General features: G+C 62.8%; 15 protein-coding genes. 11 read left to right on the forward strand and 4 right to left on the reverse strand.

The window, feature by feature from the left end; all coding sequences use genetic code 11:
* Positions 1 to 210 precede the first annotated feature (210 nt).
* The gene (locus tag N5A92_RS03570) at positions 211 to 459 is read left to right on the forward strand and encodes a transposase (protein WP_260900460.1); all 249 of its coding nucleotides are present in this window, start codon (positions 211 to 213) and stop codon (positions 457 to 459) included.
* A 73-nt stretch (positions 460 to 532) separates the two neighbouring features.
* On the opposite strand, the gene N5A92_RS03575 is transcribed toward N5A92_RS03570, so the two are convergent.
* Positions 533 to 1,312, reverse strand: coding sequence for a winged helix-turn-helix transcriptional regulator (locus N5A92_RS03575; protein ID WP_260900461.1), 780 nt, complete (start codon positions 1,310 to 1,312; stop codon positions 533 to 535).
* Between the two features lie 180 nt (positions 1,313 to 1,492).
* Between N5A92_RS03575 and N5A92_RS03580 the strand changes: the two genes are divergently transcribed.
* The 6 genes from N5A92_RS03580 to N5A92_RS03605 all read left to right on the forward strand — a co-directional run bounded on the left by N5A92_RS03580 (position 1,493) and on the right by N5A92_RS03605 (position 7,776).
* The gene (locus N5A92_RS03580) at positions 1,493 to 2,302 is read left to right on the forward strand and encodes a class I SAM-dependent methyltransferase (protein WP_260900462.1); all 810 of its coding nucleotides are present in this window, start codon (positions 1,493 to 1,495) and stop codon (positions 2,300 to 2,302) included.
* Between the two features lie 220 nt (positions 2,303 to 2,522).
* Entirely contained in the window at positions 2,523 to 3,695 is a 1,173-nt protein-coding gene (locus N5A92_RS03585; RefSeq protein ID WP_260900464.1) for an ABC transporter ATP-binding protein, read from the forward strand.
* On the forward strand, positions 3,695 to 4,582 hold the full coding sequence (locus tag N5A92_RS03590; protein WP_260900465.1) for a carbohydrate ABC transporter permease: 888 nt from the start codon (positions 3,695 to 3,697) through the stop codon (positions 4,580 to 4,582). The genes N5A92_RS03585 and N5A92_RS03590 overlap by 1 nt, the downstream gene beginning before the upstream one ends.
* Positions 4,579 to 5,460, forward strand: coding sequence for a carbohydrate ABC transporter permease (locus N5A92_RS03595; RefSeq protein ID WP_260900466.1), 882 nt, complete (start codon positions 4,579 to 4,581; stop codon positions 5,458 to 5,460). Before N5A92_RS03590 ends, N5A92_RS03595 begins: the two co-directional genes overlap by 4 nt.
* Before the next feature lie 38 nt (positions 5,461 to 5,498).
* Positions 5,499 to 6,776 carry an ABC transporter substrate-binding protein gene (locus N5A92_RS03600; protein ID WP_260900468.1) on the forward strand — a complete coding sequence of 426 codons (1,278 nt, stop codon included), beginning with the start codon at positions 5,499 to 5,501 and terminating at the stop codon, positions 6,774 to 6,776.
* A 178-nt stretch (positions 6,777 to 6,954) separates the two neighbouring features.
* On the forward strand, positions 6,955 to 7,776 hold the full coding sequence (locus N5A92_RS03605; RefSeq protein WP_260900470.1) for a phosphodiesterase: 822 nt from the start codon (positions 6,955 to 6,957) through the stop codon (positions 7,774 to 7,776).
* A gap of 236 nt (positions 7,777 to 8,012) precedes the next feature.
* On the opposite strand, the gene N5A92_RS03610 is transcribed toward N5A92_RS03605, so the two are convergent.
* Together N5A92_RS03610 and N5A92_RS03615 are read right to left on the reverse strand one after the other, a co-directional pair.
* Positions 8,013 to 9,221, reverse strand: coding sequence for a hypothetical protein (locus N5A92_RS03610; protein WP_260900472.1), 1,209 nt, complete (start codon positions 9,219 to 9,221; stop codon positions 8,013 to 8,015).
* 553 nt (positions 9,222 to 9,774) lie between these two features.
* Positions 9,775 to 10,773: a GlxA family transcriptional regulator gene (locus N5A92_RS03615; RefSeq protein WP_260900473.1), complete on the reverse strand. Its 999-nt coding sequence runs from the start codon at positions 10,771 to 10,773 to the stop codon at positions 9,775 to 9,777.
* 68 nt (positions 10,774 to 10,841) lie between these two features.
* On the opposite strand from N5A92_RS03615, the gene N5A92_RS03620 reads away from it, so the two are divergent.
* The 3 genes from N5A92_RS03620 (at position 10,842) to N5A92_RS03630 (ending at position 13,140) form a co-directional block, all read left to right on the forward strand.
* Entirely contained in the window at positions 10,842 to 11,993 is a 1,152-nt protein-coding gene (locus N5A92_RS03620; RefSeq protein ID WP_260900474.1) for a DJ-1/PfpI family protein, read from the forward strand.
* A gap of 203 nt (positions 11,994 to 12,196) precedes the next feature.
* Positions 12,197 to 12,694, forward strand: a complete 498-nt coding sequence (locus N5A92_RS03625) for a VOC family protein (RefSeq protein ID WP_260900475.1) — start codon at positions 12,197 to 12,199, stop codon at positions 12,692 to 12,694.
* Between the two features lie 2 nt (positions 12,695 to 12,696).
* Entirely contained in the window at positions 12,697 to 13,140 is a 444-nt protein-coding gene (locus N5A92_RS03630; protein ID WP_260900476.1) for an SRPBCC family protein, read from the forward strand.
* Between the two features lie 78 nt (positions 13,141 to 13,218).
* On the opposite strand, the gene N5A92_RS03635 is transcribed toward N5A92_RS03630, so the two are convergent.
* Entirely contained in the window at positions 13,219 to 13,725 is a 507-nt protein-coding gene (locus tag N5A92_RS03635) for an SRPBCC family protein (RefSeq protein WP_260900477.1), read from the reverse strand.
* A gap of 86 nt (positions 13,726 to 13,811) precedes the next feature.
* Here N5A92_RS03635 and N5A92_RS03640 point away from each other — a divergent pair, with 86 nt between their 5' ends.
* Positions 13,812 to 14,219, forward strand: coding sequence for a winged helix-turn-helix transcriptional regulator (locus N5A92_RS03640; protein ID WP_260900478.1), 408 nt, complete (start codon positions 13,812 to 13,814; stop codon positions 14,217 to 14,219).
* The last annotated feature ends 180 nt before the right edge of the window (positions 14,220 to 14,399 follow it).

Genomic DNA, 14,399 nt, shown 5'->3' on the forward strand with positions numbered 1-14,399 from the left:
ACAGGCGTTTGGGAGGATCTCTTCTATGCCCTGAGTGGCTCCAGCGGCGTGATTTCGACCACGGCCGTCGATTCCACCCACATCAAGGCGCACCGCTCGGCGGCCGGGGCAAAAAGGGGGGACTTCGAGCATGCCATCGGCCCAAAGTTCACGCCCAGACAGATGCCTCGGGCCGGCCCATCGCTTTCACTTTGACGGCCGGACAGGCCCTTGGCTTGGTCCGGGTTGGCGTACTGCTGGCACGCGTCCCCACGCCCCCGCCGGCTCATAGCCGACCGCGCCGACGACGCAAGAAAGCTCAGAGACTGGCTGGCCGTGCGCGACTGCCAAGCCGTCATCTCACCAAAGCCGACCCGCAAGCATCCGCATGCCTGGGACCGGGCCGCCTACAAAAGCCGCAATCTCATCGAGCGCACGTTCTGCCGCCTCAAGGACATCCGGCGCGTCGCAACACGCTAGAGGGCCGACACCTTCCTCTCTGCCGTCTTCCTCGCTGCAACAATCACATGGTGGCTCAAATTGACTTCTGATCCTAGTCGGATGGGGCTGAGAGGGTCGCACCGCGAGTCGAGCAAGATTTCTTTCTCGCGCCCGAGTTTGGCCCAACTGCAAGCCCAGCGCCTGCTGACGGTTGCTCCGGGTCTGCCGCCTCCCGTTGTGCGAACGGACTGAGGAGCAACCACGAGCAGAATGTCTGGCACAAGCTGCGCGGGCCCGAGAGTTCCAAAGTGCCGATATCGATCGCAGCCGAAAGCTGCAGTTTACCAACCCAAATCCGGGCCATCGTCGGCAGATCGGTGATCACGTAAAGGTCTACCTCGAAACCGGGGTCCTTGGGGCACAGATCGACATTCGTACCTTGGTTAACCAGCCACCAGCAGCGTTTCGCCTGTGGCTGATCGGTGAACTCGAACTGAACGGTGACCCGGCGCTTTCCAAATGCCGACGGATCGACGCGCCGCCGGAGTGCCCACATCAGCGCGGTGACGTCCGGTTTGCGCGTATCGATATGGCCCAAAACCCAGCGCTCGCCCCATTGGCTGAGCAGGTGCACGATGGGTGCGAGTTCCTGGCCGGCTTCAGTCAGGTGATAGAGATGACCGGAGCCGGATGGCTCTCGCCTGACCAATCCCTCGCGTTCCAGCCGCTGCAGCCGTTGCGACAAGAGCGATGGCGATATGAGCGGAATGCCGCGGCGGATCTCGTTGAAGCGGGCCGAGCCGGAGAGCAGCTCCCGGATCACCAGGAACGTCCAGCGTTCAGCAAGTATCTCCGCGGCCTTGGCCAAGGGGCAGAGCTGACCGTATTCCATGGCGGTCTCCATGTTGGTTCGATCATAGCGAAAATCCGGCCGCCGACCGATTCAATTTCTGGACTGGAGGACATTTTCCTTCCGGCGCATGCTTGCCGACATCAGCCCGAAAAGGAGGATCTCATGACGGGGCAAGCAATACCGAATGAAGTTCGGATGACCGATTCCAGGGAGGAGAGCATGTCAGATATAGCCAAGCGTGAAGATAAGTGGAGCGCAGGCGATGCTTATGAGCCGTATGTTGGGCGATGGAGCAGGCTTGTCGCAGCCGAATTCGTGGACTGGCTCGACGCCGCGAAAGGGGCCCGCTGGCTGGAAGTCGGTTGCGGAACCGGCGCGCTCACCGAAACGATCCTTGATCGCGCCGCTCCGCAGCGGGTAGTCGGCGTCGACCCGTCGGAGGCGTTCCTCGACTTTGCAAGGAGCCGCCTTGATGATCGGCGCATAGAGCTGCGGAGCGGTGATGCCCGCGCCCTCCCCGTCGAAAACGGTGCGTTTGATATTGCCGTGGCCGGGCTCGTGCTCAACTTTGTCCCCGAGCCGGCAAAGGCGGTCTTCGAGATGAAGCGCGCACTGCGCCCGGGAGGGATCGTTGCCGTCTATGTCTGGGACTATGCCGGCGAGATGCAGCTGATGCGGCGTTTCTGGGAGGCGGCCGCCGCGCTGGACGACGCCGCGCGTGAACTCGACGAGGGCCGTCGTTTTCCGATCTGCAAGCCCGAAGCATTGCGCGCACTGTTTGCCGAGGCTGGCGTCGACGACATCGACGGTCGTGCGATCGACGTGCCGACAGTGTTCAGCGACTTCGACGACTATTGGTCGCCATTCCTCGGTGGTCAGGGGCCGGCGCCCGGCTACTGCGTGTCGCTGTCGGAATCCAAACGCGAGGCCCTCCGGGAAAAGCTCCGTGCCGAGTTGCCGACATCGCCCGATGGCAGCATCCACCTCAAGGCGCGGGCATTTGCCATTCGTGGAGTGCAACCCGCTTGAGTTGGGCAACTGACCTGTCCGCTGCATCAAAGTGCGTTGCCCAAGGAAAAAAGCGCACAAGCAGCCGTCCGGCCCCAGGGCAGCCCGTTTTGTCTTGCAGGACTTGGCGCGCAAGCGGGACGAGCTGCGCATTCTCATTGCTTGGTCCCACAGCCTACACAAAAGCGTTACATGCCGCGTCTAGTGAAGCGCCGGAACAACATCCGGTTCAAGGCGCGGCATGGCTGGCGGAATCTCTATCGCAAATATCGAAAAGGCGTTTGGCGCCACGCGTGTCCTATCCGGCGTGTCGCTCGACGTGCGCGAGGGTGAGTTTCTTTCCCTGGTCGGTCCGTCAGGCTGCGGCAAATCCACACTTCTGCGTATAATTGCCGGGCTCGAGCGGCAGGATGCGGGCAACATCGCCATAGCGGGCAAACCGATGGATCACCTGTTGCCGCGCGAGCGCAACGTTGCGATGGTCTTTCAGAACTACGCGCTCTATCCGCACATGACAGCGGGCGAGAACATCGCCACGCCACTGGTGATGAGCCGTCTTTCCCTGTTCGAACGCCTGCCGCTCCTAGGGCATCTGTCGCCGCGTCGGAACGCGATCGCCGCGGGCGTTGCCAAAGATGTGCGTCGCGTGGCCCAGCAGCTCCATATCGAGGCTCTGCTCGACCGCAGGCCTGGCCAGCTCTCCGGCGGTCAGCGGCAGCGCGTGGCGCTCGCACGGGCCATGGTGCGTGAGCCCGCGGCATTCCTGATGGATGAGCCGCTTTCCAACCTCGATGCCAAGCTGCGCGTCCACATGCGCGACGAGCTTTCGGAGCTACACCGGCGGCTGGGCGCCACCTTCGTCTACGTCACTCATGACCAGGTGGAGGCTATGACCATGTCGAACCGGGTGGCGCTGATGGACGGCGGCGAGGTGCTCCAGCTCGGCACGCCGACGGAACTCTACGCGCGGCCGCGCTCCCTGAAGGTGGCGGAGTTCATCGGCTCCCCCACCATCAACACGCTGCCTGTTACCTGCGACGCCGGGGGCGGCGTGCACTTGGCCGGCATGCGGCTGCCGATCGACATGCCGCTTGGGCTGCGTGTGACCAAACTGGCGCTCAGACCGGAAGCGATCAAGCTTTCCGCCGGCCGCTCTGCTCCTGGCCAAATCCGGCTTTCGGGAAGACTGAGGCGCATCGAGCACCATGGCGCCGAACGCATCGGGCATCTGACCCTGGAAATCCCGGAGGCTTCGTCCATCCAGTTCCGCCTTCAAGCTGAGGAGGTAGGCGGACTCGAAGAGGGGCAGGCGGTGGATGTGCGGTTTCACCCCAAGGATGTGCATCTTTTCGATGCCGCAGGCATGCGGGTGGAGGCGGAACCACACCGCCAAGCGCATCGGGAGTACGCCTGATGCCCACCGCCCTGCCGTCGGCGCGACGCGAGCTCTTCTCAGGCCTTCTCTTCAGCGCGCCGGCATTCATTCTCCTATCTCTCATCCACATCGTCCCGCTGCTCACACTTATTGCGCTGAGCTTCACCGACTACGAGCTCGGTGCGCTGGACGTCAGGTGGCTGGGGCTCGATAACTTCGCGCGCGCTTTTTCCGATCCCGTCTTCCAGCGCGCGCTCAGGAATACGCTTCTCTATGTGGCGATCGTCATTCCAGGCAGCGTCCTTCTGGGACTCCTGATCGCGCTTCTCGTCCATGCGCGCAAGCGCACCCGCTCCATCTACGAGGTGATCTATTTCCTGCCGGTCACCTCGACGCTGGTTGCCATGGCGACTGTCTGGCAGTTCCTGCTGCACCCGCGGCTGGGTCCGGTGAACGGCTTCCTGAAAAGTCTCGGCTTTCCCGAGATTGCCTTCCTCTCCGAACCCTCGCTCGTCATCCCCACGCTCGCCGTCATCGGTCTCTGGCAGATGGTGGGCTTCAATATGATCCTCTTTCTGGCGGGACTGTCCACTATCCCGCGCGATCTCTATGACGCGGCGGAGGTGGACGGCGCCGGTGGGGCAGTGGATCGCTTCCTGCGCATCACCTGGCCGATGCTCGGTCCCACCACGATGTTCGTGACCGTCACCACCTGCATCACGGCCTTCAAGGTGTTCGATACGGTCGCCGTGCTGACCCATGGCCGCGGTGGCTCGGAAGTGCTGCTCTACGCGATCTATCTGGAAGGTTTCCACTACTTCAAGATGGGCTACGCAGCAGCCCTCACCCTCGTCTTCCTCGCCTTCATCCTCGTCTTCTCCATCCTCCAGGCACGGCGGATGGACCGCAAGGTGCACTACGCATGACCACCGCGAGTGAAAGCCTGACGCCGGCTATCTCCTCGGCCCGGCCGATCCAATTCCGCAAGGTGCTGAGTGGGCTCTTGAGCCATAGCGTGCTGATCCTGGGCGCAGCCTTCATCCTCCTGCCTTTCATCTGGATGCTGCTCACCTCCGTGCGCTCGCCGGACGAGATTTTCGAAGGCTCGCTCTGGCCCTGGCCGCGCAATTTCTACGGAGCAGAGCACTACGCCGCCGCACTCCAGCAGGTGCCGATGCTGGGCTTCATGCTCAACGGCGTCATCGTCTGCGCGGGCATTCTGATTATGCAGCTCCTCGTGGCCATTCCGGCAGCCTATGCGCTGGCCAAGCTGCGCTTTCCCGGGCGCGGGCTTCTCTTCGCGCTGGTGGTGGCCGGGCTTGCCATCCCGATCCAGGTGCCGGCACTGCCGCTCTATATGGGCCTCGCCTTCACAGGGCTGCTCAACACCTATTTCGCGATGATGTTCCCGTTCTTCCTGTCGGTCTTCGCGATCTTCCTGCTGCGCCAGTCCTTCAAGACCTTCCCGGACGAAATCATCGAGGCGGCGAGGCTCGACGGCATGAGTGAAATGGAAATCGTCTGGCGCGTGGTCGTCCCCTCGGCGCGGCCGGCGATTGCGGCCTTCTCGATCTTCTCCATCGTCGCCCACTGGAACGACCTCTACTGGCCGCTGATCGTCATCAACGATACCGCGCTCGCACCACCGCCACTCGGCATGATGTTCTTCGCCGACGCGGAGGTAGGCACCAATTACGGAGCGCTGATGGCCGGCGCCACCATCGTCACCGCACCGCTCGTGCTTACCTTCCTCGCCCTGCGGCGCCGCTTCATCCAGGGCATCACCATGACCGGAATCAAGTGATGCCGAAGCTTTCACATCCCAACCCACGGAGAACATTGATGTCGATGCTAAAACGAACGCTGATTGCCGCGGGCGCGCTTGCCGCCTTTGCCGTGCCGGCCCTGGCGGCCGAGGTGAAGCTGGAGGGCTTTCATGCCAACCCGGCCTTCGCCCGCTTCCACGGCCCTATCGCCGAGGCTTTCATGAAGAAGCATCCGGAGATCGAGGTGACCTACCGCGCCACGTCTCCCAGCTACAACGAGGCGCATCAGCAGATTCTGCGCAGTGCGGTTACCAACGAACTACCTGATTTCTATTTCTCCGGTTATCACCTGCTGCCGGAGCTGGTGGAGACTCTGGAGAAGCGCGATCAGATCGTCGATCTCGGCAGCTTCCTAACCGAAGAAGGCGAGGACTTCGTGACGGAAAACTACGCCCCGCGTATGCTGGCCCTGGGCCAGATCGAGGGCAAGCAATGGGGCCTGGCCTTCAACGCCTCTTCTCCCCTCATGTATTACAATGCCGATCTGGTGAAACAGGCGGGTGGCGATCCCGAGAACATGCCGTCCGACTGGGAATCCGTGATGGCGCTCGCCGCGAAGATCAACACGCTGGGTGACGACATCACCGGCATTTCCTACGATGTGGGCACCTGGCCCGACGACTGGCTGTGGCAAGCCGCGCTTTACCAGCAGGGCGCACGGCTGTTCGATGGTGAAGGCGATGTGGCTTTCGGTAATGAGGCCGGGCTGAAGAGCCTGGAGCTGTTCCGTACCTTCGTCACCGACGGCGGAATGCAGATCCTCGACTGGAACCAGTCGCGCCAGCAGTTCGGCGCAGGCAAGACCGGCATCTTCTTCACCACCCCGGCGCACTTGACGGTGATCACCGACATGGTGGGGGACAAATTTGCGCTGCGCACCGCCCCCTTCCCTCTGGATGACAAGGGAGAGATGAGCGGCGTGCCCACCGGCGGCAATGCCGTCGTGATGCTGACCAAGGACGAGGCCAAGCAGAAGGCTGCCTGGGAATACATCAAATTCGCCACCGGCCCGGAAGCGCAGAAGATCGTCGTGGAAATGACCGGCTACCTGCCCACCAACCTGCGGACGGTGGAGACGGACTATCTCGGTGCCTTCTATGATGCCAATCCCAACTATCGCACCGCCATCGACCAGATCGACCGTTCGCTCCCCTGGGTCGGCTATCCGGGCGGCCAGTCGGTGCGGGTCTGGAACACCCAGCGTGAGATCATCGCCGCTGTCATGCGCGGCGAGAAGACGCCGGAGGAAGGGCTTGAGGAAATGGTGCAAGCCACCAGCCAGATGATGAACTAACCTCACAACCCGGACTTTCTTGAAGGGAGGAGCGTTGCCCCTCCCTTTCTCTCGTCCAGAGCCATGGACGTGATTTCGGAATCACCTCCATGGCTCTAACTCTTTGTTTATCGCGGCGTTTGTGCCAAAAAACCGGCGTCCACTTTTCGGCACGCCGCTCTAGATGGAAAGCGCAAAGATGCTCGTCGCCCAGATTTCGGACCTTCATATCAAGCCCCGTGGCCGGCTGGCCTATGGGCATGCGGACACCGCCGCGGCCCTTAAGCGCTGCGTTGCGGAGATCGGCCGCCTGCCCCAGAAGCCGGACCTCGTCCTCATGTCGGGCGACCTGACCGATGAGGGGACCGTGGAGGAATATGCGCATCTCCTCGATCTGCTCGCGCCGCTCAAGCAGACCATTCTTGCAATCCCCGGCAATCACGACGAGCGCGAGGCCATGCGAGCGGCCTTTGCTCGAAGAGGATTTCTGCCAGAGAACGGCTACCTACACTTTGCCTATGACGATCCGGCTTTCCCGATTCGCATCATTGGGCTCGACACCATCGTGCCTGGCCGAAGCGGCGGCCTTCTCTGCCAGGAGCGCCTGTCATGGCTGGAGGCGCGGCTGGCCGAACAGCCGGAGCGGCCGACGCTGATCGCCATGCACCACCCGCCTTTCTCCACCGGCATCGCGCACATGGACGCCATCGGGCTAGAGGGCAAGGAGGGCTTCGCCGAGATCGTGCGGCAGCATCCCTCGGTCGAGCTTGTCACCTGCGGTCATGTACATCGGCTGGTCCGTGCAAGCGTGGGCGGCCGACCGACGCTGATCTGCCCCGGCCCGGCACATATCGTCCATCTCGATCTCGACGAGGCGGCACCGGCTACCTTCCGCATGGAGCCGCCGGGATTCCTCCTGCATTGGTGGAATGCGCACACGCTGATCACCCATCTGGTCCCGGTCGGGGATTTCGACGGGCCTTACCCCTTTTTCGACGAAACGGGCCAGCTTCTGGCGTGAGGGATTGCCCGGGTCCAATTTATCACCTGAGGACGAACCGCAAGAAGTTTTCCCGAGCGGTGTCTGTTCTCGGTCCGCTCTCCGTTCCCCGTCCTCTCGTGACCGTGGCGGGCGTGGCGCATTCCGTCGCCCGGATACTTGCTATCCAGTGCCAGCGAATGCATTCGGCGCGCGGCTTGAGTGCCTCACGTGCCGATGGCGAATCACACCGGCACCGGAGTTCCGCTTCAGATCTATCAGCCGCGCGAGCGCTCTTCGATCTTTAGGTTCGCGCCATCGGATCGAATCTCGATGGAAAGCGGGCGGCCCGTGGCGATGCGACCGTCAAACTCGAAGTAGATCTCATCCCTCGGGCGCAGGCTTCGCTCCGTCCGATCAACCCGGAAACGGCCGACCACTTCCCTGACGGCTCTGCGGACGTTGTCGGGAACGACTTCGAGCGGGATTGTTTCCTCGATCTCCTGGATATTGCCGGAGGCTGCCACGTCGACTTCGACGCGCCGTCCGCTCTCTCGCTCGGTTCCCGCAAACTCGAAGACGCGCTGCCCATCGTCAAAGCCATAGGCATAGGTCTCGAAATCCACAGTGGGCAGCGCCCTCTCAGCCCTCTGCAACATCCGCTGCACAGCCTCGCGGTCCGCCGTCTCACGTTCCCTTCGGCTTTCCGGGGGCTGGCCGTCCTGGCGCTCGGTTGCGCGGCTCTCGCGTCCATTCGTTTCCCCACGGCCCCGAAGCTCGTCCGGAATTCTCTGCGCCCCATTCTCCTCGGCCGGAGCAGCGCGGCTTTCGCGCCGCTCCGCTTCGCGTGCGCTTCTCGCCCGCTCAGCCCAGTTTTCCAAGCTCTCATCATCAGGCGGCGGAAGAGGCTCCCAGCGTTCCTCCGGTATGCTTGCCTCGGAAGCGCCATTCCCGTCGAGCCGTTCGTCTGTCGAGGTATCCTCTGCCACTTGGTCCGGCCGGTCTGGATGAAGTTCACCGCGGTCGAATCTGCGGCTGGCGGCGCGTCCGTCCCAGCCGAAAGACGGCCCCTCCTCGAAGGAAAGCCGGTTTGCGGCAGCCTGGCGGTCGCTCACTTCTCCCGGGGTCGGAGCCGGACTGACAGGTGGGTCGCTCATCGCATCGCGCGCCGGGCCATCGGTCGTTGTCGACGCAGTTTCCTCCGAGCGCTCCAGCATCGCCTCTGCCGCTTCCACCATCGTATCGCAACGGCGGGAATCATGGGCCACGATGCGAGCAGCGTCGAGCGCGGCCAGGGCAGCCTGCAACTGCTCTTCACTGAGACCCATTTCCGCCGCGGCGCCGGGGATGTTGCGCAGATCGGGAATCCGATCGGCGATCCTGTCGACTTTCTGGCGGCAATCGGAACGCGTCTCGCCTTCCTGTGCGGGTGCAAGAGCAGTCGAAAGCGCCAGCACCCCCAAGCCCGCTACAACAGCATGTTTCATGATCGGTCTCCTTTTGGCGACGGGCGCTCCCGTCGCGAACTAACCGAAGGATTTCGGACGGCGAACCGGACCTCTCGTCGCTGGTCAGGCAGCGGCAATCTGCAAGCGCCGCTTTGCCGACCTGACCTGCTTCGTTGCAGGCCGTCCTGGGGCCCTCCGCCGTCCATACGACTGCCAACCGCGCCGGGCGTGCGTTGTTCCCAACGCCGCCGCGTGATGGAACTGGCATTGAGCAGACGCTCGAGATGCCGCACCGCAGCCGGATCGAGGCGGTCGGCGGAATGCTGGCGACGTGCTCGATGATGAACTCATGCGTAAGACTGGAGAAGGACGCAGGCTTTGGCCAGCAGCCGTCAAAACCGTGAGTCCATATCCGGCGGCGGTGAAGTAGTTTCGGCATTTGGTTGGCGAGAAGAGATTGCAGATATCTCCGATGGCGTTCCAGAGGGCATCGATGAACGCCGACCGGCAACAGAGAAGATCGTTCTCTCCAACCGCGAAGGAGGCCCGGAGCGTGTCATCGACATGGTCGAGGCGCGTGCACCGGGGACGGTCAGAGCTCGGCATGCATCTCGCGGAACAGGCGCGGGGCGATCCCAAATCGGCGCTCGAACGCTTCGGAAAGGCGTGCTGCCGGAAACAGCCCGACTTGCGCGGCGACGGATTTCAGAGAAAGCCTGCGCAAAAGGAGCATGCGGGCGGCATCCAGCCGCACCGTCTCGACGAAGCGCGCTGGCGTTTCGCCGGTTGCCGCGACGAACTTGCGATGGAAGGTTCGCTCGGTCAGGCCGGCACGGGCCGCCAGCGCCGGCACGTCCAGCGGTGCGTCGAGATTGGCCTGTATCCATCCGATCAGATCGGCGAACGGACTGTCTGCCTTTGCTTGTGCCTTCAACAACGGGCTGAACTGGGATTGATAGCCAGGACGCCGTGAATAGAGCACGAGCCGCTTGGCCACCTCACCAGCGATTGCTGCTTCAAGGTCATGGGCGACAATGGCCAAAGCCATATCGATGCCGGTGGTCACCCCGGCCGAGGTCCAGAGCCGCCCGTCCACGACATAAAGCGCATCGGGATCGACGGTGACGGAGGGAAAGGCCTGGGCGAACGGCGCACAGGCATCCCAATGGGTTGCGACGCGATGGCCGTTGAGCAGCCCCAGGCTCGCAAGGATGAAACCGCCGGAACAGACCGAGCCGAACCTTTGCGCCCCGCGCGTCAATTGCGGGAGACATTCTCGCAATCCGGGGTCGGCTATTGCCGGCAACAGGCGCTCCCGTTCGGCGCCCGCAATCAGGAGCGTACCGATCGCCTTGCGCGCTAGCTCATCCGGACTTCGCGTATCGACAACAATTCCGCTGCTACTCGTCACCGCCCCGCCTCCAGCCGAAACCAGATCGAGGCCGTAGAAGGGCAGCTTGCCGTGCTGATCCAAGGCGCGATTTGCGCTGTTGAAGACTGAGGCGGGCCCCGATGTGTCGAGAAGCTCGAAGCCAGGATAGACGATAAACACAACGTGATGCATTGGCAGAAAATACAATGTTTCTGTCATTTCTGCCAGAGGCAAGTATTGATAGCTTTGGCGGCTGGCAGGGGCCCATAGTTGGAGAACCACTGATCATGTCCGCACGGTATTTCATCTGGGGTGGGTTGGCGCTGATCGCGCTTTCGATGACAGGCTTCGGCGTCTGGATCTTCAGCTTGCCGCCGGCACAGGCGGCCGCCGAGGCGCCGCCGGTGGCGCAAAGCGAAATGGATGCCATGCTGGCCTCCTTGGGGCCCCCAAAGCGAGAGCGGCCGCTGGTTGCAATCATCGGCATCAACGACGCGACCGAGACCACTGACTATCTGATGCCCTACGGCATTCTGCGGCGCGCCGACGTTGCCGACGTCGTGATGGTGGCGACGGAGCCCGGACCGGTGACGCTCTATCCGGCGCTCAGGGTCGAACCGGACGCGACTATCGCGGAGTTCGATACGCAGCATCCGGAAGGGGCCGACTATGTCATCGTACCGGCGATGAGCCGCGACGACGACCCCGCCGCGCTCGCATGGCTCAGGAGCCAGGCGGACAAGGGCGCGACGATCGTCGGCATCTGCGCCGGAGCCAAGGTCGTCGGTGCTGCCGGGCTGCTCGACGGAAAGCAGGCGACGACCCACTGGTACTATCTCAAGGAGATGCTCGCGAGGAGCCCGACGATCACATATGTGGCGGACCGGCGCATCGTGGTCGACGGGAGTCGTGCGACGACGACCGGGATAACCGCTTCCATGCCGATGATGCTGACCTTGATCGAGGCTATCGCCGGCCGGGAGAAGGCGGAAGCTGTCGCTCGCGATCTCGGCCTCCCTCAATGGGATGCCCGTCACGACAGTGGAGCATTCAAGCTCACCCGCCCCTTCGCGACAACGGTACTCGCCAACCGGATGGCCTTCTGGAACCACGAGGACGTAGGAATCCGACTCGAGCCGGGTATGGATGAGGTGTCGCTCGCACTGGTGGCCGATGCCTGGTCTCGGACCTACCGGTCCAGTGTCTTCACATTTGCGGCTTCGACGTCCGCGGTCGTGGCGGCGAACGGCGTTCGCGTCCTGCCGGACCGGGACACGGCGGACCTGCCGGATGATCGCCACGTATCGACCTTCCCCGACCTGCGGCCGGCTAACGCGCTGGAAGCCACGCTCCGCGCGATTGCCAAGCGCTACGGCGAGCGCACGACGCGTATCGTTGCGATGCAGCTCGAATATCCGCAGTCCGGTGAGGTCCGATGACGAGTCCGCGGTCAAAAAGAAACGAGGTCTGTTGTCGGGAGACGCGCCACTTGTTCGTCCCAGAGATACGAAGCCGCACACACAAGGAAAAAGGTCCATGAGAAGATCAGGATCATCGCAAACATCTCGCTCGACGATGTGACCCAAGCGCCCGGCGGGCCGGACGAAGACAGAAACGGCAACTTCAAGCATGGAGATCAGGTATGACCAAACTCGTGACCTGCCTGTGGTTCGACCACGGCGAAGCACTCAAAGCGGCGGAGTTCTACGCCGCCACCTTTCCCGATAGCCATGTGGATCGGGTGAATGCGGCCGCATCCGACTATCCCGGCGGCCAGGAAGGCAATGAACTGACCGTCGAGTTCACAGTGCTCGGCCAGCCGTTCCTGGGCCTGAACGGCGGCCCGAATTTCAAGGCGAACGAATCCGTCAGCTTCATGGTGCTGACCGAAGATCAGGAAGAGACCGACCGCTACTGGAACGCCATCGTCGGGAACGGCGGCGCGGAGAGCGCCTGCGGCTGGTGTCGCGACCGCTGGGGTTTCTCGTGGCAGATCACGCCGAAGCGGCTGATGGAGCTGACGACCAGTCCCGACCGCACCAAGGCAAAGCGCGCGATGGAGGCGATGATGACGATGAAGAAGATCGACATCGCGGCGCTCGAGGCTGCGGTGGCCACCACTCACGAAGAAAGGAAATGATCATGCCCAGCACCGTCAAGCTGCACCGCGTTCTTGCCGCCCGACCGGAGAAGGTCTTCCGGGCCTTCGTCGAATCCGACGCGGTTGCGAGCTGGCTCCCGCCCAACGGGTTCACGTGCACCGTGCACGAGCTCGACGCCAGCATCGGCGGCAAGCACCGGATGTCGTTCCGCAACTTTACGACCGGTGGCAGCCACTCCTTCGGCGGCATCTACGAGGAGCTCGTTCCGGGCGAGCGGCTCGTCTACACAGACAGTTTCGATGACCCCAACCTGCCGGGTGAGATGACCACCACCGTGACGCTCAAGGCCGTTTCGGTCGGCACGGAAGTAAGCATCGAGCAGCAGGGCATTCCGGACGTGATCCCACCCGAAGCCTGCTATCTCGGCTGGCAGGAATCCCTGCGGAAACTCGCGAAACTCGTCGAGCCCGAAATCAGCCAGTAGCGTCGACAGTTTTCGCCGTGCTCGCCCCCACTCGTGTCGCGATCGCGACGCCCACGTCAGGATGCTGCGAGCCTGCCGTCATAACCCACGTGGAAGCTGGCGCCGCTCCTCGGCGAGAATCTCGGCGAGGCGCGTCAGACTTGTCTCCCAGCCTGCGCGCGTCGCCTCGCATATTTCTTCGACCACCAAGCCCGCATGGTCCACTGTCAGACGCACGCTGTCGCCCTCCGGCTCCACCCGGTAGGTGACGGTCGAGGGATCTCCCGCTTCGCCAACCATCTTCCACGTATGCGCCAGCCGAACGGGAGGCTCGACTTCGAGATATTCGCCCTTCAGCCGATAGGGCTGTCCCCCGCCGATGCCAGCCGATTCCCAGCGCCCGCCAACACGCAGATCACCATTCCATTCCCTGGTGTCGAACACGCCGGGATGCACCCACCATTGGCAGATTTCCGCCGAGGTCATCGCTCGAAAGACGCGATCGGGCATGGCGGGTAGCAGAGCCGAGGCCGAAACTTCGCCCCGCGTGAAATCGGCATGCGCCGTTACGGATGCTTCTATTGTGGGGCTGTCGGACGTCGTCATCGTCTCCTCCATTTTCGATGGATGGAGGATAGTTGTCATAGTACGATTTCGTAAATACGGACAAAAAGGATAGTATGGAGAAAATCGTGCAGGAAGGATCGGTAAGTTTCTCAGGCCCGACCGCCTCGCTGCTGACCGGGCTCGACATGAGCCATATCCGGCTTTGCCCGGCCATTGCGTTCAACCAGATCGTCGGCGGCCGCTACAAGCTTCACATTCTTTGCGTTCTCAACCGCGGACCTCATCGCTACGGCGAGATCGGACGCTCGCTCCTCAAGGGCGGTCTGGGCAAGCCAATCACACCGCGCATCCTGAGCCGCGAGCTGAAGGAACTCGAACAGCGGGGCCTTGTCGATCGCAAGGCCTATCCGGTCGTGCCGCGCAAGGTGGAATACAGCCTCACGGATAGAGGACGGGCGCTCCTGCCGATCCTGGGAGAAATCATTCGCTGGGGAGCAACCGGCGCCCACGAGCAAATACTGGGGATCACCTGAATGCATGCCCAGGTCAGGGATGGCCATGACCATTGGCCGGGCGCTCACTTGAACTTCCTCGGGGACGGAGTGAGGACCTTTCTGAGCGCCCTGGGCCACCTGCACCGGGTCCGAAACCACAGAGGTTGACGCGACTGTGATGAGGGCTGCGCGGATACGGAGGTCGGGCGCACTCCGCGA

It is taken from the genome of Chelativorans salis (assembly GCF_025336525.1).
GTDB lineage: Bacteria > Pseudomonadota > Alphaproteobacteria > Rhizobiales > Rhizobiaceae > Chelativorans > Chelativorans salis.